Source organism: Pseudomonas sp. Irchel s3b5, assembly GCF_900187435.1.
GTDB lineage: Bacteria > Pseudomonadota > Gammaproteobacteria > Pseudomonadales > Pseudomonadaceae > Aquipseudomonas.
Map to the genome: position 1 here is coordinate 464,602 of NZ_FYDY01000001.1, position 21,717 is coordinate 486,318.

At 60.0% G+C, this 21,717-nt stretch carries 19 protein-coding genes and 1 pseudogene; 17 read left to right on the top strand and 3 right to left on the bottom strand.

Annotation, left to right across the window (positions count from 1 at the left end):
- The first annotated feature begins 110 nt into the window (after nt 1-110).
- The 10 genes and pseudogenes from CKW15_RS02050 to CKW15_RS02095 all read left to right on the top strand — a co-directional run bounded on the left by CKW15_RS02050 (nt 111) and on the right by CKW15_RS02095 (nt 10,025).
- Complete coding sequence (locus CKW15_RS02050; RefSeq protein WP_095056834.1) at nt 111-2,366, top strand: TonB-dependent siderophore receptor; 2,256 nt, start codon at nt 111-113, stop codon at nt 2,364-2,366.
- A 177-nt stretch (nt 2,367-2,543) separates the two neighbouring features.
- Nucleotides 2,544-3,716, top strand: coding sequence for a DUF1624 domain-containing protein (locus tag CKW15_RS02055; protein ID WP_095151439.1), 1,173 nt, complete (start codon nt 2,544-2,546; stop codon nt 3,714-3,716).
- A 95-nt stretch (nt 3,717-3,811) separates the two neighbouring features.
- Nucleotides 3,812-4,483, top strand: a complete 672-nt coding sequence (locus CKW15_RS02060; protein WP_095151440.1) for a bifunctional 2-polyprenyl-6-hydroxyphenol methylase/3-demethylubiquinol 3-O-methyltransferase UbiG — start codon at nt 3,812-3,814, stop codon at nt 4,481-4,483.
- 40 nt (nt 4,484-4,523) lie between these two features.
- Nucleotides 4,524-5,054: pseudogene (locus CKW15_RS02065) on the top strand (ChuX/HutX family heme-like substrate-binding protein); the annotation flags it as partial.
- A 12-nt stretch (nt 5,055-5,066) separates the two neighbouring features.
- Complete coding sequence (locus tag CKW15_RS02070) at nt 5,067-5,951, top strand: hemin ABC transporter substrate-binding protein (protein WP_095151441.1); 885 nt, start codon at nt 5,067-5,069, stop codon at nt 5,949-5,951.
- Nucleotides 5,948-6,985, top strand: coding sequence for an iron ABC transporter permease (locus CKW15_RS02075; protein ID WP_095056838.1), 1,038 nt, complete (start codon nt 5,948-5,950; stop codon nt 6,983-6,985). Before CKW15_RS02070 ends, CKW15_RS02075 begins: the two co-directional genes overlap by 4 nt.
- Nucleotides 6,985-7,752 (top strand): heme ABC transporter ATP-binding protein, encoded by a 768-nt coding sequence (locus CKW15_RS02080; RefSeq protein ID WP_095151442.1) that lies wholly within the window; start codon nt 6,985-6,987, stop codon nt 7,750-7,752. Before CKW15_RS02075 ends, CKW15_RS02080 begins: the two co-directional genes overlap by 1 nt.
- 54 nt (nt 7,753-7,806) lie before the next feature.
- Nucleotides 7,807-8,691, top strand: a complete 885-nt coding sequence (locus CKW15_RS02085; RefSeq protein WP_095151443.1) for a ChaN family lipoprotein — start codon at nt 7,807-7,809, stop codon at nt 8,689-8,691.
- 217 nt (nt 8,692-8,908) lie between these two features.
- On the top strand, nt 8,909-9,514 hold the full coding sequence (locus CKW15_RS02090) for an SCO family protein (RefSeq protein ID WP_095056841.1): 606 nt from the start codon (nt 8,909-8,911) through the stop codon (nt 9,512-9,514).
- Nucleotide 9,515: 1 nt separating this feature from the next.
- Nucleotides 9,516-10,025, top strand: coding sequence for a copper chaperone PCu(A)C (locus tag CKW15_RS02095; protein ID WP_095056842.1), 510 nt, complete (start codon nt 9,516-9,518; stop codon nt 10,023-10,025).
- Between the two features lie 112 nt (nt 10,026-10,137).
- On the opposite strand, the gene CKW15_RS02100 is transcribed toward CKW15_RS02095, so the two are convergent.
- Nucleotides 10,138-10,467 carry a hypothetical protein gene (locus tag CKW15_RS02100; protein ID WP_095056843.1) on the bottom strand — a complete coding sequence of 110 codons (330 nt, stop codon included), beginning with the start codon at nt 10,465-10,467 and terminating at the stop codon, nt 10,138-10,140.
- A 183-nt stretch (nt 10,468-10,650) separates the two neighbouring features.
- Here CKW15_RS02100 and potE point away from each other — a divergent pair, with 183 nt between their 5' ends.
- From potE to CKW15_RS02125, 5 genes are all read left to right on the top strand, one after another.
- Nucleotides 10,651-12,033, top strand: a complete 1,383-nt coding sequence (gene potE / locus CKW15_RS02105; RefSeq protein ID WP_095056844.1) for a putrescine-ornithine antiporter — start codon at nt 10,651-10,653, stop codon at nt 12,031-12,033.
- A 20-nt stretch (nt 12,034-12,053) separates the two neighbouring features.
- Nucleotides 12,054-14,339, top strand: a complete 2,286-nt coding sequence (locus tag CKW15_RS02110; protein ID WP_095056845.1) for an Orn/Lys/Arg decarboxylase N-terminal domain-containing protein — start codon at nt 12,054-12,056, stop codon at nt 14,337-14,339.
- A 180-nt stretch (nt 14,340-14,519) separates the two neighbouring features.
- Nucleotides 14,520-14,921: a hypothetical protein gene (locus CKW15_RS02115; protein WP_095151444.1), complete on the top strand. Its 402-nt coding sequence runs from the start codon at nt 14,520-14,522 to the stop codon at nt 14,919-14,921.
- A 142-nt stretch (nt 14,922-15,063) separates the two neighbouring features.
- Nucleotides 15,064-15,903 carry an OmpP1/FadL family transporter gene (locus CKW15_RS02120; protein WP_095151445.1) on the top strand — a complete coding sequence of 280 codons (840 nt, stop codon included), beginning with the start codon at nt 15,064-15,066 and terminating at the stop codon, nt 15,901-15,903.
- A 48-nt stretch (nt 15,904-15,951) separates the two neighbouring features.
- Nucleotides 15,952-16,626 carry a DUF3313 domain-containing protein gene (locus CKW15_RS02125; protein ID WP_095151446.1) on the top strand — a complete coding sequence of 225 codons (675 nt, stop codon included), beginning with the start codon at nt 15,952-15,954 and terminating at the stop codon, nt 16,624-16,626.
- A gap of 130 nt (nt 16,627-16,756) precedes the next feature.
- Here the strand turns inward: CKW15_RS02125 and ligD are convergent, their stop codons facing one another.
- Complete coding sequence (gene ligD, locus CKW15_RS02135; protein WP_095151447.1) at nt 16,757-19,348, bottom strand: DNA ligase D; 2,592 nt, start codon at nt 19,346-19,348, stop codon at nt 16,757-16,759.
- A 187-nt stretch (nt 19,349-19,535) separates the two neighbouring features.
- Between ligD and CKW15_RS02140 the strand changes: the two genes are divergently transcribed.
- The gene (locus CKW15_RS02140; RefSeq protein WP_095151448.1) at nt 19,536-19,982 is read left to right on the top strand and encodes a cupin domain-containing protein; all 447 of its coding nucleotides are present in this window, start codon (nt 19,536-19,538) and stop codon (nt 19,980-19,982) included.
- A gap of 16 nt (nt 19,983-19,998) precedes the next feature.
- Here CKW15_RS02140 and CKW15_RS02145 read toward each other — a convergent pair whose 3' ends face one another.
- Entirely contained in the window at nt 19,999-20,733 is a 735-nt protein-coding gene (locus CKW15_RS02145; protein WP_095151449.1) for a tellurite resistance TerB family protein, read from the bottom strand.
- A 225-nt stretch (nt 20,734-20,958) separates the two neighbouring features.
- Here CKW15_RS02145 and pcsA point away from each other — a divergent pair, with 225 nt between their 5' ends.
- Nucleotides 20,959-21,681: a phosphatidylcholine synthase gene (gene pcsA / locus CKW15_RS02150; RefSeq protein ID WP_095151450.1), complete on the top strand. Its 723-nt coding sequence runs from the start codon at nt 20,959-20,961 to the stop codon at nt 21,679-21,681.
- Nucleotides 21,682-21,717 lie beyond the last annotated feature (36 nt).

The window sequence follows — 21,717 nt, forward strand, 5'->3', positions numbered from 1 at the left end:
CGCCAAGTGTTTGTTAAAGTTTCACATTTGCGTTCAATTCGTATTCCGAAACCAGATGCACATGCGTATGATATCGATTCTCAAATAACACAAATTAAATGTGAGTTCGCATGTCCGCCCCCACCCTTCTGTGTTCACAAATCGCCGTTACTCCACGCTCGCCTTTGGCAATGCGCCCTCTGGCCCTGGCAGTACACATGCTTGCGGCCGGTATCGCCATTTCTGCGCCCACGCTGCAAGCGGCGGAACCGACTGAACAGACCGAGAAGGGAAGCTCGGTGGTCCTGAGTCCTATCGCTATCACCGAGACCGCCACCGCTGGGCAAGTCGGCGTTACCGAAGGCACCCACTCTTACACAACGGACGCAGCGCGCACGGCCACGCCGTTGAGCATGTCTTTGCGGGAAACGCCGCAATCGGTCAGCGTCGTCACTCAGCAGCGCATTCAAGACCAGGACCTGAAAACCATCCTCGATGTGGTCAACAATGCCACGGGCGTGTCGGTCAACCGCTACGAGACCAGCCGCGCACAGTTCAACGCCCGTGGCTTTGAGCTCAACTCGCTGATGATCGACGGTGTTCCCACCATCTATGAGCAGCCTTGGAGCTCGGGAGAAATCTTCAGCAGCCTGGCCATGTACGACCGCGTCGAAGTGGTCCGTGGCGCCAACGGTTTGATGACCGGCGCCGGCGATCCTTCCGCGTCCATCAACATGGTGCGCAAGCGCGCCTACAGCACGGACCTGAAGGGTTCGGTAGAACTGAGCGCCGGCACATGGGACACCTATGGCGTCGAGGCCGATGTGGCCACGGCACTGAACTCGGAAGGCACTGTGCGTGCGCGATTGGTCGGGGAGACCAACGAGGGCGACACCTGGATCGACATGAACTCGACCAAGCGCCAGACCCTCTACGGCACAATGGATATCGACCTGACGCCCGACACCACGCTGTGGTTCGGCTTGAGCCATCAGGAAAGCAACGCCGACTCGCCGATGTGGGGTGGCCTGCCCGTCTGGTACGCAGACGGTAGCCGGACAAACTGGAGCCGCTCGAAGACGACTTCCGCCAACTGGAGCAAGTGGGACACCACCTACGATACCTACTTCGTCAACCTCGACCACACCTTCGCCAACAACTGGCAACTCAACCTCAGCTACAACCGTGGCGAGCGCACGAGCGACTCTTCCCTGCTGTACCTTTCCGGCAATCCGGGCCAGAACGGCAGTTCCGGCATGTCTTCGTTCCCGGCGACCTACAAGACCGAGACCACCCAGGACGACTACGGCATCCGCGTCAACGGCCCGTTCTCACTGTTGGGCCGTGAACATGAATTGGCCTTCGGTTACGTGGACAGCAAGCAGGAATTCGACGCCGATGCACTCAACGCGCAATCCGGGTTTGGCGGCGTTGCCAACTTCGATGCCTACAACGGCCACTTCCCGGAACCGATCTGGGGCCCGCGGTCCGACTACGGCTACAGCGAGACCCGGCAGAAAGGGCTTTACGCCGCCACTCGCTTGAACGTGACCGACGATTTGAAAGTGATTCTTGGCGCGCGTGAGAGCTGGTACGAGAAGACCAGCGACGACATCTACTCGGAAGTGAGCAAGATCGATGTCGATCACGAACTGACCCCTTATGCAGGCGTCGTCTACGACCTCACCGACAACCTTTCGGCCTATGCCAGCTACACCGAAATCTTCCTGCCGCAGTCGGTCCGCGACAGCAGTGGCCAGCAATTGGAGCCGATCGTTGGCGAGAGCAGTGAAATCGGCTTGAAGGGCGAATACTTCGACGGCCGTTTGAACGCTTCCGCGGCGATCTTCCAGATCAAACAGGACAATCTGGGGCAAAGCACCGGCGTGCTGATCGATCCTTCGAACCCCGTCGGCGGTTATGCCTACGAGGCCAGTGAAGGCGCGACCAGCAAAGGCTTCGAGCTGGAAGTGTCCGGCGAACTCGCGACCGACTGGAACGCAACGGTGGGCTACACCCAGTTCACCGCCGAAGATGCCAACGGCGACGACGTCAACACTCTGTACCCGACCAAGTTGCTGCGTACCTTCACCACCTACCGCCTGCCCGGTGCATTCAACAAGCTGACCATTGGCGGCGGGGTTAACTGGCAGGACTCGATCTACACCTACGCCACCAACCCGGCAGGCAACTCCGAGAAAATCCAGCAGGACGCCTACGCCCTGGTCAACTTGATGGCTCGCTACGAGATCACCGAAAACCTGTCGGCTCAGGTCAACGCGGACAACGTCACCGACGAGAAGTACTTCGACATCTTCGATGCCTACGGCGCCCTCACATACGGTGCACCGCGCAGCATTACGGCGTCGGCGAAGTACCGCTTCTAACGCCCCCCACCCAGCGTAAACGATGCAGAAAGCACAACGCCGGCCTTGCGCCGGTGTTGTGCTTTTCGTCGATTGAAATTAGTAGCGCCTGTGAGAATCAGGCGAATCAAGATGTTATAGTATATCAACTAAATACCCGATCAATCGGGATTGATCTTCCCTGCCAGCGACGTCCGAATGACTACCGACCAACGCCTTTCAACTCAAGCGAAATCAAGCCAGCGACTGTTGTCCATCGATGCCCTCAGGGGCCTGGTCATTCTCTTCATGCTGCTGGACCATGTGCGAGAGACGTTTTTTCTTCATCGCCAGGTCTCTGATCCGATGAACATCGACACCACCGAGCCAGCATTGTTTTTCAGCCGGACCCTGGCCCATCTCTGCGCTCCGGTCTTCGTGCTGCTCACGGGCCTATCCGCTTACCTGTTCGCAGAAAAGCATCAGGGCAAAAACGATGCGTCTGCCTTCCTGTTCAAACGGGGACTGATTCTGGTGCTGCTGGAAATCACCCTCGTGAACTTTGCCTGGACGTTCCAGTTCCCGCCCACCGTGATCTATCTACAGGTGATCTGGGCCATCGGGGTCAGCATGATTGCGCTCGCCGCGCTGGCCTGGCTGCCACGTTCGATTCTGTTTGCGGTCGCCGTGATCATCATTGCCGGGCACAACCTTCTCGACTCATTGCACGTTGCGCAAGGTTCGGCGATGCATGGGGTTTGGGCGATTCTGCATGATCGCGGCTGGATCGAACTCTCTGACACTGTGCGCCTGCGTACGTCGTATCCCGTATTGCCGTGGATCGGTGTGATCGCTTTGGGGTACTGCATCGGGCCATGGTTCAGCGGCACCACGCCCCCTGAACAACGTCGGCGAAAACTTTGGCTGGCGGGTGTCGGTGCCCTGCTCGGTTTCTTCGCACTGCGCTTGCTCAATGGTTATGGTGACGCGCACTGGACGAGTTACGACAGCACCACACTCACCGTGATGAGTTTTTTCAACATCACCAAATACCCGCCTTCCCTGCTCTTCCTCGCCCTGACGCTGGGCATGGGCCTGTTGTTGCTCCTGAGTTTCGAGCGCAGCCGCCAGCGACGCTGGATCAGCGTTCTGGCCGTGTTCGGTGCCGCGCCGATGTTCTTTTACATCCTGCACCTGTACGTACTGAAAGTGCTGTACCTGGCCTGCGTAGCGATACTCGGGCTGAATCAAGGCAGCTTCTTCGGCTTCGATGGCGTCGGGATGGTTTGGTTGACGGCGGTATCACTCGCCGTGGTGCTTTATTGGCCGGTGCGCTGGTTTGCGGCCCTGAAGGCGCGGCGTCGCGATATCACCTGGCTCAAATACTTCTGATCCGGCGTCAGGGTTTGCTTTGCGGCATGAGCCATCGGCCGCCGGCACGCTCGCCAGCTATCCTTGCTATTCAACCCACAACGCCGGACAGCGAAATGCCCGCACCCGAAACCACCCTCCTCCAAAGCTGGCACCACAACGCCCAGGCCTGGATTGAAGCGATCCGCACCGGGACCATCGCCAGCCGCCAGCAAGTCACCGACCAGGCCATTCTGTGGGCAGTGCTCGGTTACCAGCCGGAGCGCGTGCTCGACCTGGGATGCGGCGAGGGTTGGCTGTTGCGTGCGCTGGCTGCTCGGGGCATTACGGCGGTCGGCGTGGACGGTGATGCGACACTGGTCCAGGCCGCACGGTCAGCAGGTTCTTCGCCGGTCCATCTGGCAAGCTATGAAGCTCTGGTCGAGGCGAAAGTAGACATCGGCCGCGACTACGACCTGATCTGCGCCAACTTCGCCCTGCTGCACCAGGACATCATCCCTTTACTCGCAGCGATGAACGCCCTGCTCGTTCCCGGCGGCACGCTGCTGATCCAGACATTGCATCCATGGACCGCTGCGGCGGGCGACTATCAGGACGGTTGGCGCGAGGAGTCCTTCGCCGCGTTCGAGGGCCAGTGGCAACCGATGCCGTGGTACTTCCGCAGTTTGTCGAGCTGGCTCAATGCTCTGGACATGGCCGGCTTCCAACTGACCGCTTTGCAGGAACCGCAACACCCGCAGAGCCCGGTGCCGCAGTCGTTGCTGCTGAAAGCAACGCGACGGGGCTGACTTCGCAGCCCAACGGGGGCAAGCCCCCTCGCTGCAACCGCTGCCGGAAGCCAATGCCCCACGCGCCGATGGTGAAGTCGATGTAGGTACCCTGCGCAGCGAGTGGTCGCAACTCAAGGACACTCACGACTTCTTCATGCTGCTCAAGCGCAACGACGTGGCACGTACCCAGGCCCTGCGCCTGGCCGGTCAGGAATGGGCCGAACCTCTGGCCACCGTCGAGCTGACCCGCATCATCGAAGAAGCGGGCAAGCGTGAAGTGCCGATCATGGTGTTCGTGGGCTACAAGCATTGCATCCAGATTCACTCCAGCCCGGTCAGCAACCTGCGCTGGATGGACACCTGGTTCAACATGCTCGACCCGATGCTCAACCTGCACCTGAAAACCACGGGTGCGACTGAACTGTGGCGTGTGCGTAAGCCGAGCGTCGATGGCATCATCACCAGCTACGAAGGTTTCGATGCCGAAGGCGAACTGGTTATCCAGTTGTTCGGCGTGCGCAAGCCGGGCATTCCTGAGCGTGACGACTGGCGTGCCCTGGCTGAAACCGCCACCCCTCTGATCGGCTAAGGAATAGTCCCGATGCGTATGAAAACACTGCTGGCCTGTGCCAGCGTGCTCGTCAGCCAGATGTCCGTCGCCGACGCCCTGCCCCAGCGCTGGGTCAGTGCCGGCGGCGCTTTCAGTGAATGGGTGGTCGCCCTCGGTGGCGAAAGCAAACTGGTGGGTGTCGACAGTACCAGCCAGTACCCGCCATCGCTGCGCAGCCTGCCCGGCATCGGCTACCAGCGCGCGCTGGCGGCCGAAGACATTCTGACCTTGAAACCGGACATCCTGGTGGGCAGCGTCGAAATGGGGCCACCGCCCGTGCTGGAGCAACTCAAAGCAGCCGGCGTGCGCATTGAATTGCTGTCGGCCAAGGCTGACGTGCCCGCCCTTCAACATAACCTGTCCGAGCTCGGGCAACTGCTGGGCAAAGAGGCCGAGGCGCAAGCGTTGATGGGCGGTTACCTGACGCGTCTGCAAACCCAGGCCGACTGGGTCAGACAGGCACAGCAGCAATCCCCGGCACCGCGGGTGTTGATGCTGCTCAGCCATTCCGGCGGCAACCTGCAAGTGGCAGGCAAGGACACATTGGCCGCCTGGATGATCGAACAGGCCGGGGGCAAAAGCCTGGGCGAGCACAACGGCTACAAGCCGGTTTCCAATGAAGCCATGCTGGCGCTTGATCCGCAGGTGATCATCTTCGCCGGTGGTCGTCTGGAAGGCGACGCGGCGGGCAAAGCCCTGCTGGAGCAGAACCCGATCCCGGCACAAACCCGGGCCGGGCGTGACGGCCGGGTGCTGGTGATCGATCCGACGCTGCTGGTTGGCGGCCTGGGTCCACGCGTGCCGGATGCGTTGAACCGTCTCGCCACCGCGTTCTACCCAGACGTCAAAGTGCAGACCGCCGAGATCAGCCAATGACGGCCATTTTTCGGCCGCGTCCGACGTTGATCTGTTTGCTGTTGTTGCTGGTTGTCGTGTTCTGGCTATCCCTGGCCCTCGGGCCGGTCAGCCTGCCGCTGGGCGATACGCTACTGGCCGGAATGCGTCTGCTCGGTTTGCCGCTTGAAGGCGGCGACACGCAACAGGCGGAGCTGATCCTGGGTCAGATCCGCCTGCCGCGCAGTTTGCTCGGCATTGCCGTCGGTTCGGTACTGGCGCTGTCAGGTGTGGCGATGCAGGGGTTGTTTCGCAACCCCTTGGCAGACCCGGGCCTGGTCGGCGTCTCTGGTGGTGCAGCGCTGGGTGCCGCTTTCGCCATTGTCGGCGGCAGCATGCTCGGTGGAATGCCGCCGGCCGTAGAGCCCTATCTGCTGTCGGTCAGTGCCTTTGTCGGTGGCTTGATCGTGACGGCGGTGGTGTATCGCTTCGGTCGTCGCAACGGGCAAACCGACGTCGCCACCATGCTGCTGGCGGGTGTGGCGATGACGGCGATGGCCGGTGCCGGTGTCGGTCTGTTCACCTATCTGGCCGACGATGCGACCTTGCGTACCCTGACGTTCTGGAACCTGGGCAGCCTAAACGGCGCCAGTTATCCGCGGTTGTGGCCGCTGTTGATCGTCACCGTCGGCGTGGCGCTGTGGCTGCCACGTCGTGCGGCGGCACTCAATGCGATGCTGCTGGGCGAGTCGGAAGCCCGTCACCTGGGCTTCGACATCGAGCGGATCAAGATGGAGCTGGTGTTGTGCACAGCCCTGGGTGTGGGTGCCGCCGTCGCGGCTGCCGGGTTGATCGGTTTTATCGGTCTGGTGGTGCCACACCTGATGCGTCTGCTGGTCGGGCCGGATCATCGAGTCTTGTTGCCGGCGTCGTTGCTTGCCGGTGCCAGCCTGTTGCTGCTCGCCGATCTGGCTGCGCGCCTGCTGTTGGCGCCAGCGGAATTGCCGATCGGGATCGTCACGGCACTCATTGGCGCGCCGTTCTTTCTTTACTTGCTGGTACGAGGGCGTTCCTGATGCTGCGGGCAAACAACTTGCTGGTACGCCGGGGCAGCCGCACGGTACTGGCGAACATCGATATCGAATTGCGTCCGGGGGAAGTGCTCGGCGTGCTGGGGCCGAACGGCGCCGGCAAAAGCACCCTGCTCGCGGCCTTGTGCGGTGAATTGACGGCCAGCGAAGGCAAGGTCAGCCTGGACGAGCGGCCACTCGCCGACTGGCCGGGCCAGGAGCGGGCCAGACGGCTGGCGGTGCTGCCGCAAAGTTCAAGCCTGAACTTTGCGTTCACGGTCAACGAAGTGGTCGGCATGGGGCGCCTGCCCTACGCCAGTGGTCGCGTGCGCGATGCCGAAATCGTCGCCGAAGCGCTGCGTGCCGCCGACGCTCTGCATCTGGCTGGGCGCAGTTATCTGGCGCTGTCCGGTGGCGAACGCCAACGTGTGCATCTGGCGCGGGTGCTCGCTCAGCTTTGGCCGGGGGCCGAAGGGCAAACCCTGCTGCTCGACGAGCCGACATCGATGCTCGATCCGCTGCACCAGCACACCATTCTGCAAGCCGTGCGCGACTTCGCCGAACGCGGTGCGGCGGTGTTGGTGATTTTGCATGACCTGAATCTGGCCGCACGTTATTGCGATCATCTGCTGCTGTTGCAACAAGGTCTGCCCCACGCTTACGGAACACCGGCAGAGGTGCTGACCGCCGAGGCACTGGCCGCGGTGTATGGATTGGAAGTGTTGATTCATCAGCATCCGGAACGCGGCCACCCGTTGATCATTGCGCGCTGATACCCGCCCCCTCGCCTCACGGTCGAGGGGGCCTCTGTCTATTAAGGAAAACCCATGCGCTTTCTGTTGCTCTGTGCATTCAGTCTGCTGGCTGCCTGCCAAACCCATCACGTCACGCCACCGCCGGCGCCAATCGCCCCGCAAGGACGTGATCACACCGACTTCGGCGTTATCCGCGAACTCACCACGGGTCGTACGCTAACGCCGCAAGAACTGGTCTTGCGATTGGCCGCAGCGCCTCGCGTCCTGGTCGGCGAACAGCACGACAACCCGGATCACCACGCCCTGCAATTGTGGCTACTGCGTGAACTGGCAGCCCAGCGCCCACAAGGCAGCTTGCTGATGGAAATGCTCACCCCCGATCAGCAGGCCAAGGTCGATGCGGCACAAGCCGCCACTCGCGCCGGTCAACCACCAACCGACCCGTTCAAGGCGCTGGCCTGGCAGAAAAATTGGGACTGGAGCGTCTATGGCGCACTGGTGACCTACGCGTTGCGTCAGCCGTATCCGCTGATGTCCGCCAACCTCGACCGTGCGCAGATCATGCAGATCTACAAACAGCGCCCGGTGCTCCAGGGTGCAGCGTCCACCACTCAACAGGTGCAGGCGACGTTGCTCGATGACATTCGCGAATCCCATTGCGGCTTGCTTCCCGAAGCGCAGATGCCAGCGATGCTCGCCGTGCAGCAACAGCGCGACCGACGCATGGCCGAGCGCTTGATGGCCGTGCCGACACCGGCGCTGCTGTTGGCCGGGGCGTTTCATGTGCGTAAGGATTTGGGCGTGCCGCTGCACCTGAAGGACCTGGGCGCTGGCGAAGGCAATGCGGTGCTGGTTCTGGCGGAAGTGGGCAAGACCGTGACCGCCGACAGCGCGGACTACGTGTGGTACACCGCCGCGCAACCCGAACAGGATCACTGCGCAAAGCTGCGTCGTTAATCCCAACTGATACCTTTGTGGCGAGGGAGCTTGCTCCCTCGCCACAAGAGCAATCCGATCTCAGATGAGCGGCGCGACACTATGTCACGCCTCCCCACCGGTCCAATGGTCGAATCCAATCCTCCAGCACCGGCACAGTTTGCTACCATCCTCGCGTTTTTTTCGTCTGTACAGTCATCACGCTGTCATTTCAGCCTGTTCAACAGGATGCTTTTCCATGAGTACTTCGTATACCCGCCGAACTGTCCTGCAAGGCATGGGCTTGTTGAGCCTCGGCCTGCTCGCCGGTTGCGATGGCAGCAGCAAGCTGTCGTTCCAGTACGGCAAGGACCTCAGCGACAAGATCATGGGGCGTAATTTCAAGCTCAAGGACGCCCAGGGCGAAACGAGAATGCTGGGCAGCTATCGCGGCATGATGCCGATGATTTTTTTCGGGTTCACCCAATGCCCGGCGGTGTGCCCGACCACGCTGGCCCGTGCGGCACAGGCCAAGAAACTGATGGGACGCGACGGCGAAAGGTTGCAGGTGATCTTCATCACCCTCGACCCCGAGCGCGACACACCAGAGATGCTCGACAAGTATGTGAAGGCGTTCGACCCGAGTTTCGAAGCGCTGTACGGCACGCTGGAAGAAACCGCCGCCACCGCCAAAGAGTTCGGCGTGTTCTTCGAAAAAGTCCCGAGCGGCGATACCTATACCCTTTCCCACACCGCGACCAGTTTTGTCTTCGACTCCCGGGGCAATCTGCGCCTGGGCCTGTCCGCGTCCCTGACTGCACAAGAGTGCGCAGAAGATCTGCTCACCGTGATGGAGGTTTGCTGATATGACTACCCCACAGGCTAAAATCCGTTTCGCACAACGTTGCAAGCAACTGGCGCTGGGCTTGTCTCTGGTCGGTCTCGCCTGGCAGGTGTCGGCTCAGACCCAGGTTGACGACGCCTGGGTGCGTGCCACCGTGGCTGGCCAGCCATCGAGTGGTGCCTTCATGACATTGACGGCGAGCAGCGACAGCAAGCTGCTGAGCGTGCAATCACCCGTCGCCAAGGCAGTACAGATCCATGAATCAAGCATGAAAGACGATGTGATGAAGATGCAGCAGGTCGAATCTGTTGCACTGCCGGCGGGCAAAGCGGTGAGTTTTGATCCCCACGGCTACCACATCATGCTGATGGACCTGACCGCCCAGATCAAGGAAGGCGATCAGGTACCGTTGACCCTGACCGTCGAAGACGCCAAGGGTGAGAAAGAGATCATCCAGGTCCAGGCCATCGCCAAGGCACTCGGTACGATGGACCACAACAAGATGATGCACGACCACAGCAAGATGAATTAATACCCCGCCTGACGCTGCCCCCTCCTATCAGGTCTTGGTGACGCTTTCGTTTCATCACCAAGACCTTTTCAATATCAGGCTCAAATGAGCTTGAGCATGACGGTGATGTTAGTTACTTACGCGCCACTTTGTAGCTGACGCAATCTTCATAAAAAATCTTCCGTACCGCTTCCGGCTTCAGTCGTGAAGGGCTGTCATACGTTTGCTCGGTGATTCCCATGGCCATCATGCGCATCCATGATTTCGCGAACTTGTAGGCCTGGATTTTCTGGCGGGCGGCATATAACGAAACCCCTGAAAGCTTGAGTTCCTGTGCTCTTGCGGCCGTTCCACCGCCCCAACTGCACATGTAATGATCATTGGAATTCAGATCCTTGCCGTGGACTGAACTCACAATTCCGGCCAAAAACAGCGGAAGTAATCTAATCCCTTTCTTGCACATTTCGACCTATCTAACCCACTGAAAACAAAGTAATTCTGAAGAGGACTTTGGACGTCATGGGCCAGCATTGTGCCTTTTCTTCAAAATCTATAAAAAAAGCTAATGGATGAGCTCAATTTCTTGCGAGTTTTCAAACCTTTGCTATAGATAACTCTCTATCTCGCCAACTAGTGAGGCAACGAAATGTCAGTCGCAAAAAAAATGAGTGTGGGGCAACTGACGATGTTGACCGCCGTCAACATGTTGGGCTCAGGGATTGTGCTACTACCGACGAAACTCGCCGAGGTCGGTGCAATTTCGATTCTTTCCTGGCTGGTGACAGCTACCGGCTCACTCGCTCTGGCCTACGCCTTTGCGCGATGCGGGATGCTCAGTCGAAAGACCGGTGGCATGGGCGGTTATGCGGAATATACCTTCGGTAAAGCGGGCAACTACATCACCAACTACACCTACGGCCTCTCGCTGTTGATTGCCAACGTGGCGATCAGTATTACTGCGGTGGGTTATATCCAGGTGTTGTTCGGGATAAAACTTGATTCACTGCAAGTGGGTCTGGCAACTATCGCGCTGCTGTGGCTCACCACCTTCGCCAACTTTGGCGGCGCGAGCATCACCGGCCGTATCGGTGCCATTACGGTGTGGGGTGTAATCGCGCCGGTCGTTCTGGTGTCCACCATTGGCTGGTTCTGGTTCGACAGCAGCGTTTACGCCGCTGGCTGGAACCCGCATGACAAGGGATGGTTCGAAGCAGCCGGCGCCTCGGTGGCGATCACGCTGTGGGCCTTCCTGGGTCTTGAATCGGCTTGCGCCAACACCGATGCAGTGGAAAACCCAGAGCGGAACGTGCCAATCGCAGTACTGGGTGGCACCTTGGGGGCGGCGGTGATCTACATCGTTTCCACCAACGTCATCTTCGGCATCGTCGGCAACGAAGAGCTGGTCGCTTCCACTGCGCCGTTCGGCCTGGTGTTCGCCAAGATGTTCACCCCAATGGTCGGGGACATCGTGATGGCCGCGATGGTACTTGCCTGTATCGGTTCGCTGCTGGGTTGGCAGTTCACCATCGCCCAGGTGTACAAAAGCTCGGCGGACACCGGTTACTTCCTGTCGATCTTCGCCAAGGGCAACAAGGCTGGCACTCCGATTGTCGGCATGCTGGTGCTGCTGGCTGCGCAGACTGCTCTGGCCCTGCTCACCATCAGTCCTGACTTGAGCAAGCAATTCGACACGCTGGTCAACCTCGCGGTAGTCACCAACCTGGTGCCTTACATCCTCTCCATGGCCGCGTTGATGACCATGCAAAAAGTCTCCAATGTGCCGGAAAGCAAGGCACTGGCGACCAACGTTATTGCCTTGATCGCAGCGGCTTACAGCTACCTGGCACTTTACAGTTCCGGTGAGCAGGCAATGATGTTGGGCGGCGTGGCAACCATCTTCGGTTACACCCTGTTCGGCTTCGTCAACAACCGTCTGATCCGCCTTGAAGCACTTAACAACAGCGTACCGACGCAAACCGTCAGCGCGCAGCACATTACTGGCGAGCCTGTTCCAGTGAACAGCTTGTAATCGACTCTGGAGGATCAATCATGACGGAATATAAACACTCACTCGGGATGCTGGCGCTACTGGTCAGCAGCCCGGCGGACAAGCGCACGGTGTTTGGCCGTGCCCTGGATCAACTGATCCACGACGTAGAGAGCCGAGGCGTCAGCGTACTCGCCTCGGAAAGCCTGACCGACGCCGCGTCGATCCTGCGCTCGGACCCTGCCATCCAATGCGTGATCATCCGATGGGAAATGGACACCAGCGAAGACCACGCCGACTGCACCAAGTTGCTGGTCAAGCTGCGCGAGCGCAACACACGCGTACCGGTGTTCCTGGTCAGCGACCGTACCACCGCGTCGACCATTCCGCTGTTGGTCATGCAGCACGCCGACGACTTCATCTGGCTGCCGGAAGACACCTCACGCTTCCTCAGCGGGCGCATCCTGGCGGCCATCGAGCGCTATCGTCAGGCCGCACTGCCGCCGATGTTCGGCGCGCTGGTGAAGTTTGCCCGCAACTATGAATACTCGTGGCACACCCCCGGCCATGCCGGCGGTACAGCGTTCCTGAAGAGCACCGCAGGCCGTGCGTTCTACGAGTTCTTCGGTGAGAACCTGCTGCGTTCCGACCTGTCGATCTCGGTGGGTGAACTGGGCTCGCTGCTCGATCACAGCGGCCCGATCGGTCAAGGCGAGCGCTATGCCGCCAAGGTCTTCGGTGCCCACCGCACCTACTACGTGACCAACGGTTCGTCGATGTCCAACCGCGTCATCCTCATGGCCAGCGTCACGCGCAACCAGATCGCTCTGTGCGACCGAAATTGCCACAAGTCCGCTGAGCATGCGATGACCCTGTCGGGCGCGATTCCGACCTACCTGGTGCCGACCCGCAACCGCTACGGCATCATCGGCCCGATCCTGCCGCAAACCTTGAGCGCCGAAGGCGTGAAAGCTGCCATTGCCAGCAACCCGCTGGTCAAGAAAGGCATCGACCCGACGCCAGTGCACGCGATTATCACCAACTCCACCTACGACGGCCTGACCTACAACGTCACCCGCGTCGAAGATCTGCTGGGCGAGAGCGTCGACCGCCTGCACTTCGACGAAGCCTGGTACGGTTATGCGCGCTTCAACCCGCTGTACAGCGGTCGCCATGCCATGCACGGCAACCCGTCCGATCACGACAAGTCCAAGCCGACCGTGTTCGCGACCCAGTCGACCCACAAGTTGCTGGCCGCGTTGTCTCAGGCATCGATGATCCACGTGCGTGATGGCCGTAACCCGATCGAGCATGCGCGCTTCAACGAGTCGTACATGATGCACGCCTCGACCTCGCCGAACTACGCGATCATGGCGTCCTGCGACGTCAGCTCGGCAATGATGGAAGCGCCGAGCGGGCAGATCCTCACCAACGAATCGATCGAAGAAGCGATCAGCTTCCGCCAGGTCCTTTCGCGCATGCACAACGAGATGCAGAGCAAGAACGACTGGTTCTTCACCTGCTGGCAGCCGCCGACCGTGCAAGTGGGCGCCTCGACCGTACCGTTCCACGAAGTTGACCCGGTGCAGCTGAAAACCGATCCGAACTGCTGGGTCCTGCACCCGAATGCGGTTTGGCACGGCTTCGGCGACATCGAAGACGGTTACTGCATGCTCGACCCGATCAAGGTCTCGGTGCTCAGCCCGGGCATGGGCGACGACGGCAACCTGCTTGCCACCGGTATTCCCGCTTGCGTGATTACGGCGTATCTGGGACGTCAGGGTATCGTCGTGGAGAAAACCACCGACTTCACCATCCTGTTCCTGTTCTCCATCGGCATCACCAAAGGCAAGTGGGGCACGCTGCTCAACGCGCTGCTCGACTTCAAGCGTGATTACGATGACAACGCCGAGCTCGAGCTGTGCCTGCCGGACCTGTACAACGCTCACTCGCAACGCTATGCCGGCATGGGCATCAAGGATCTGGCCGACGAAATCTTCGCCGCCATGAAGAAACACAAAACCACCGCCAACATGTCCCAGGCTTTCGGCACCCTGCCCCAAGCCGAGTTCAGCCCGGTGGAAGCCTACGAAAAACTGGTGCGTAACGAGATCGAACTGGTCACCCTCGACCAGGCCGCGGGCCGTCTTGCCGCCACCGGGATCGTGCCGTATCCGCCGGGCATTCCATTGCTGATGCCAGGTGAGAACGCGGGGCCGATCGATGGCGCGCTGCTGGCGTACCTCAAGGCACTGGAAGCTTTCGACCGCTCCTTCCCTGGCTTCACCCATGACACACACGGGATCGAAGTCGAGGACGGTGTCTATCGGATGCTGGTACTGAAGTAAGTTAAACAGGCTTCACCGCAACACCCTGTGGGAGCGAGCCTGCTCGCGATAGCGATTTTTCAGTCGACTCAATGCTGACTGACATACCGCCATCGCGAGCAGGCTCGCTCCCACATTGCTTTGCGCCCCCCCAAAAACCCTATGGGCAAACTCAATCACAGCGCTCTATGATTGATCCCCATGACCACCACTGCTGCGATCCGCTCACCCTGCCCACCCGGCGCCTGCGACTGCGGGCGTGACCCGTTGCTGGAAACACCGGGGGCAGACCTGCGCATCCTGTTTCTGACCCGTGTCGAAGAGAAACGCCTGATCGAACGCCTGGAAAACATCCAGAGCCTGAGCGATCTTGCGCATGTGCAGCGGCGCATGTTCGAGCAGTTGGGCATTCGCCTGGACATCGCCCCCGGCTTCAACGAAGTGCGCACCATGCGCGGCATCGGTATCAACATCGACGAACTGCCGGGGTTATGCCGCAAAACCCGCGCGGCCATCCCCGCCGCCATTCGCCGTGCCATGGAAAAACGACCGGAAATTGCCTACGACCTGCTTAACGCCAACGACCTGTTGCGCGATGCCTGACGGGCCGAAAGAAAACCCGTTAAAAAAACCAGCATTCATCGGTAAGTCTTACTGGCGATTTTGTCGTAAAAATCTACGCTCACTGCGGGGGACAACACATTTGATGCGTTGTCGGTAATTGATGCTTGGGGGAGCAGACGCCATGCAGAAGAAAACACTCGCATTGCCCGTCTTCACCCTGCTCGCCCTTTACGGCCAACACGCCTGGGCGGGCGGCATCATGCTGTATGAAATCGGTACCGATAACGCAGGCCTGGCCAACGCCGGTGCCGCCGCCCGCGCACAAGGTCCCTCGACCATCGCCAGCAACCCGGCGGTGGTGCCCAGCTGGGGCTTCGGCGCCAATGTCGGGGTGATCTTTGCCCCGCAACCCGGCACACGCATCGGTCTGGCGTACACCCACCAGGTCGACCTGGATTTCAAAGACAAACCCGACGTCAAGGGCGATGGCCGATTGCTGGAGCGCGGGAACAACACCAATACCCAACTTGACACAAAGGTGCCGCAAACTGTCACCCTGAGCCTGTTCCAGCAGCTGGATCCGCAATGGCCGTTATTGGCCTCGGCCAACTGGCAAGACTGGTCGGAATTCGGCGACATCGGTGTCCAGGTCGACACCACGGCATTGGGTTCGCAATCGAGGTCCGTCGATGCCGGCTTCAAGGACACTTGGCATCTGTCGCTGGGCGCGCAATACCAGACCACCCGACAACTGTTGTGGAACGCCGGCGTGGCCTACGACAGTAGCGCTGTCTCGGACAGCGACCGCAGTGTTATCGTGCCGATGAATGAACCCTGGCGTGTTGCCACCGGAGCCACTTATGCTCTGAACAAGGATACCGATGTCAACGTCAGTTGGGCCATGGTGTGGCTGGGTGACATGCCGGTGCAACAGACCAAGGCGTCGGGTAATCAGCTTTCCGGTCAGTTCGACAATGCATGGATTCAAGCCTTGACGGGTAACATGACCTGGCGACTTTGATGCGTTGCAAACCTATAAGAACGTTTTTTCCATGGAGTAAACACAACTATGATCTTGTCCCGAAAATTGCTTGTCGGCGCCACAATAGCCGGGCTGTTGCTTGGTGGTTGCACCTCGAAAGTCACTCAAACCGAGCAGTACTCGGGTTACCTGCCCAACTACAACAACCTGCAGGAAGTCGAAACGCCGAGCGGCGGCAAAGCGATGCGCTGGGTGAGCCCGTCGTGGAACCCGAATGCCTATGACACGGTGGTGTTCAACAAACTGGAACTCTATCCAGCCCCCAAGCCGGATGAGCGGGTCAACCAGCAGACGCTGACCGACATCCAGAACTACATGACCACCAAGGCCAAGGACACTCTGGGTCAGAAGTACCGCGTAGTCACCAGCACTTCATCCTTGCAGAAGGGTTCCAAGCCCCTGCTGATGCGTGCGGCGATCACCGGGGTGAATGCCGAAAACGAAGGCATGAAATGGTATGAAGTGGTACCCATCGCTGCAGTGGTAGGGGCAACACAGGCCGCCACTGGCCACCGCGATCAGGACAGCACCTTGTTCATCGAAGCCGAGTTTATCGATGCAAAAACCAACCAGACCGTAGCCAAGGTCGTGCGTAAAGTGTTTGGCTCCACGCTGGAAAACGAAAGCCAGAAGATCACCGCACAGGACTTCAAAGCGGCGATCGACAAGCTGGGCACTGACATGCAGGCGTTCATCAAGTAACAACGTACTTGTGGCGAGGGAGCTTGCTCCCGCTCGACTGCGTAGCAGTCGCAAAGCGGTCGACCGCAATTGGGGCTGCTGCACAGCCCAGCGGGAGCAAGCTCCCTCGCCACACAGTTTCTCGCCGGTCTCAGGATTTCGTCATGCCGATCCGCCGTCGCATCTCGGCAGTAATCGCCTGGCGCGTCTTGCGCAGGTCCGCCCACGGCGCATCCCCCACCTCTGCCAGCCGTTCATGCACGTTGTGCACGTTCCACTGATTCCCTCCCTTCAGTTCTTCCACTTCCTCCCGAAAGATCGGCACCGACACCGGCAGCCCTTCGCGAGTGCGTACGGCGTATGCGCAAATGGTGGTCGCGCCCAACCCGTTGCGCAGGTAATCGATAAAGATCCGCCCTACCCGGTTCTTCGGGCCAGACACCGCCGAGAATCGCTCCGGCAGCAACGTGGCCATATGGCGGACAATCGCGTGGCTGAAGTCCTTGACCGCGTCCCAACCCAGCTTGCGGGTCAGCGGCACCACGATGTGAATGCCCTTGCCGCCGCTGGTTTTCAGAAAGGCCTTTAGCCCCAGCTCATCCAGTACCGAAAGCGTCAACTGGGTCGCTTCGACCATGCGCTTCCACGGCAACGCGGGGTCCGGGTCGAGATCAAGGACAAAGCGGTCCGGTTTGTCGAGATTGTCCGAGGTTGCGTTCCAGGTGTGCAGTTCCACGGTGCTCATCTGCACCGCACCGATCAGTGCTTCAGCGCTGTTGATGATCATGATCGGCTGGCCGGTGAGCGCTTTGTCCAAAGTGGTCATGCCGGGAATCGCGAGGCGCTCGGCGTTTTTCTGAAAAAACAGTTCACCCGCGATGCCGTCCGGCGCACGGACCAGTGCCACCGGGCGGTCCTTGAGTTCGGGCAGAATCCATTCGGCGACGCTGGCGTAATACTGCGCCAGTTGCACCTTGGTGGTGCCGCTGCTGGCGTCAATCACCCGATCGGGGTGGGTGATGCGCACCTTGCCTTCGTCCAGGCCGATTTGTGACGGCGCGGGGTCGACTTTGCGGCTGGCGGCTGCTGGTTTGGTGGTACTGGTTTTTTTCGCAGAGGACGTTTTCACGGCGGTCGGACGCTCCTCGGTGATGTCTTCGGCAGGTTTGTCATCGCGCAGGCCATGGAACACCGCATGGCGCACGGCCCCGTCCTTGGTCATTTCGGCGAAGGCCACTTCGGCCAATAATGTGGGCTTGAGCCAGTGCACATCCTTGGCTTCAAAACCGCTCGGTGGATTGACCACGGCCGGTTTTTTCGTTTTCAGAGGTTTGAGTTGCTGATGAACGCTTCGCAGGGTCGCCTCGTTGAATCCGGTGCCGACCTTGCCTGCATAGCGCAACTCGCCGCTGTCGCGGTCATGCAGCCCCAACAGCAACGCGCCGAAGGCACTGCGCGAACCTTTCGGCTCAGTGAACCCGACGATGACGAACTCCTGTCGATGTTTGCATTTGAGCTTGATCCAATCGCTGCTGCGCCGGGACACATACGCCGAACCCAAGCGCTTGCCGATCAGCCCTTCCATGCGCATCTGGCAGGCACTGTTGAGCAAGGCCTGCGGCTCTTCGGCAAAGGACTCGGAGAAGCGCAGCAACCGGTCGTCACTGGGCTTGAGCACCGTTGCCAGCGCCGCCCGGCGCTCTTCGACGGGCACTTCGCGCAAGTCCACGCCGTTGAGGTACGGCAGGTCAAACAGGTAATAGACGATGTTGCCGCTGCGACCGGTATCGAACGCGTTTTGCAGGGCCTGAAAGTCAGGCACGCCCTGCTCGTCCGCCACCACCATTTCACCGTCGAGCCAGGCGGATTCAAGGCCCAGCGCGGCCAACGCCTCGGCTTGTTTCGGCAGTTTGTGGGTCCAGTCGTGACCATTGCGTGTGATGAGTTTGACTTGGTCGTGATCGATGCGAGCCATGACCCGGTAGCCGTCGAACTTGATCTCGTAACTCCATGCGCCATCCGGGACTTTTTCCACCAGCGTGGCCAGTTCAGGTTTGATCTGATCCGGTATCTTGGCCTTTCGCGCGCCGGTCAATCGGGGGGATTGTTCTTGGGCAAGACTCGCCTTCGGTTTTTTGATCGGCTTGGGCTTGCTCGCCGCTTTCGGCTGTTTGCTGATGAGGGTGCGATCACTGAGCACGCTGTCGGGTTCGGCAACCAGCACGTCATAGTCGCTTTGCGGTCTGGCGGCGCCATCCTGATGCTTGATCAGAAACCATTGCTCTTTCTTGCCCGGCATGTGCGTGCGCACCAGGTTCCACAGGCCGCCAAGCTTCTCGCCTTGCAATTCGAACTTGAGCCGGCCCTTGGCATAGGCCTCGGCGGGATCGTCCTGGGGAACCCAGACGCCACGGTCCCAGACGATCACATCACCGGCGCCGTAATGTCCTTCGGGGATGTTGCCCTCGAAGGTCGCGTACTCCAGCGGATGATCTTCGACATGCACGGCCAGGCGCTTGACCTTGGGGTCCAGCGAAGGCCCCTTGGGCACCGCCCAACTTTTCAGGGCGCCATCGAGTTCCAGGCGAAAGTCGTAATGCAGGTGCGATGCGTCATGCTTCTGGATGCAGAACTGCAACGCATGGACCTGGGCGGATTTCCTGCCTGTGCGCTTGACGGCGGCGGGCTCGGACGTCGCCGAGAAGTCGCGCATGCGGTTGTAGTCATCGAGGTTTCGGGTCATGGCTCACCTGCTGCTTGCGCCAAGACGTTGAATCAAAACGTCTCTCCTAAGCAGCAGAGCAAACCCCGGGAGCAATAATTCCATCGGCGTTGAAATTGCCCGGACAGACGGGCCTGTGGGGGGAAGTCCGTCCGGCGCCTGCAGACCTATACTCAACCCCTGCAGCCCCTTCCGTTGGAGAGCCGTCATGCGCCAGGTCCACGTCATCGAAACCGGGACAGTCCCCCGCCCCGTCATTGTCGTTGGCGAGACGATTACCGTCCTTGCCGGTGGGGACTTGAGCAAACCCTTTGAGGTGCATATCCAGGAAGGCGTGCAAGGAGGCGGACCACCGCCTCACTTTCACCCGTGGGACGAGGCGTTTTATGTCGTAGACGGCGAGGTCGAGGTGACCGTCGAAGGCCAATCGACCACCGTCTCAGCCGGGGGGTATGTGCATATCCCCGGCGGGGCCATTCACGCTTACAAGAACATCAGTGGCACCGCAAAAATGATCGGCGTAGTGTCTGATTCCCGCGGAGGCCAACTCTTTACGGCGCTGGACCGACTCAAGGTGCCGGAAGACTTGCCTCGGATACTGGAAATTGCCGAGAGCTTCGGGGTTACGTTTCTGGCTCCCAAACCTTCCCCGTAGGAGCCTGCGGCAGATCCTACGCGACACCGCCCTTGGCCTGCTGTTCCAGATGCACTTGCAGATCCGGATCGATGTTCAGCGCCGCTGCCAGCTCATCCAGATAATTGCGTTCCGCAGCCTGCTGATCGTCAACCAGCATGATGCTGGCCAGGTACATTTCCGAGGCTATGCCCGGATCCGTTGCCGACTGCGCGACGTCATTGGCGTCCAAAGGTTTGGCGACTTCATCGTCGAGCCATTGCTGCAGGTCCGGGTCATCGGTATGGCGGCCGATTTCGGTGCTGATCATCTGATGCTCGGCCTGATCGATCCGGCCATCGGCTTTAGCCGCCGCAATCAATGCCCGCAAAATCGCATGGCTATGTTCTTCAACTTCCGGACCGGCCAACAGATCAACCGTGCGCGGCGCCTCCTGTGGGGCCGACGCCTGGCTGCGTTGCCAGGCCTGATATGCCTGGAACGCCATCATCCCGAGGGACGCCAGCGCTGCGTAATTGGTGCCACCACCAGAGCGGGTTTGCGGCGCCCCACCCATCGGCGAACCGCCGCCGAGCAAGCCACCGAGCAAATCGCCCAGACCTCCACCGCTGCTGCCGCCCGTAGCGCCAGTTCCGCCGCCACCCAGCAGCCCGCCGAGCAATCCACCCAGATCGCCGAGCCCGCCTTGAGCCGACGCGCCACCGCCGCGCTGTTGTGCTATCGAGCCTTGGCCAGCTCGCAGTAGTTGTTCAAGCAGATCACTGGTGTTCATGACTTCGTCCTCTTTGAAGGGATTGATCCAGTCAGGCAACGATAGTCCTCGCCGGCAAATGTGCCACCACCGTTGGGCCGGGGTGCTTTTTTGCGCAGCAGCCAGGATTCAGACGGTGAACCTTACCCCCGGATATCCGGTCGATACCTGCAACCCGACCGGTTTGCCGCCGCCCCGCTACAAAGGGTGATAACTGGCTTGCTTCATTTTCTGGAGAACGCCCCCGTGATTTCGACTCTACACATCGCCAGACTCAAAGCATGGGGCGCCCATGGTTTCACCGCCACAGGCGTGGTCACAGCCTTCCTCGCGACCCTGGCCCTGCTCGACAACCAGCCGACCCACTGCCTGCTGTGGCTGGGGGTTGCGCTGATCGTCGACGGACTGGACGGTGCCCTGGCGCGCAAGGTCAATGTGCAGTCGGTGTTGCCGAGTTTCGATGGTTCGATCCTCGACCTGGTGATCGATTACCTGACCTACGTGTTCATCCCGGCGCTGTTCATCTATCGCTATATCCCGTTGCCGGATTACACCCTGTTGCTGACCGTGTCGCTGATTCTGGTGTCGTCGCTGTTCTGCTTCTGCAACGTCAACATGAAAAGCAAAGACAACTACTTCCAGGGCTTTCCTGCAGCCTGGAACGTCGTTGCCCTGTGCCTGTACATCATCGATCCGTCGCCGTGGATCACCTTTCTCAGCGTTATTGGCTTGGCCCTGCTGACGGTCACCCGGATGAAGTTCCTGCACCCGTTCCGCGTGCGCCGTTTCATGCCGATCAACATTGCCGTGACCGCCATCTGGCTGTTGTGCAGCTTGTCACTGGTGATCAACCATCCGCTTATCAACCCGCTGGTGATGGGGCTCTGGCTGTTGATGTCGGCGTACTTCCTCGGGATCTGCATCTGGCGCACAGCACTGGAGTGGTTCGACGAGTCGCCGAAGGGATAACCCTATGCCCACCTCTTCAAGTCTAAACATACAAGC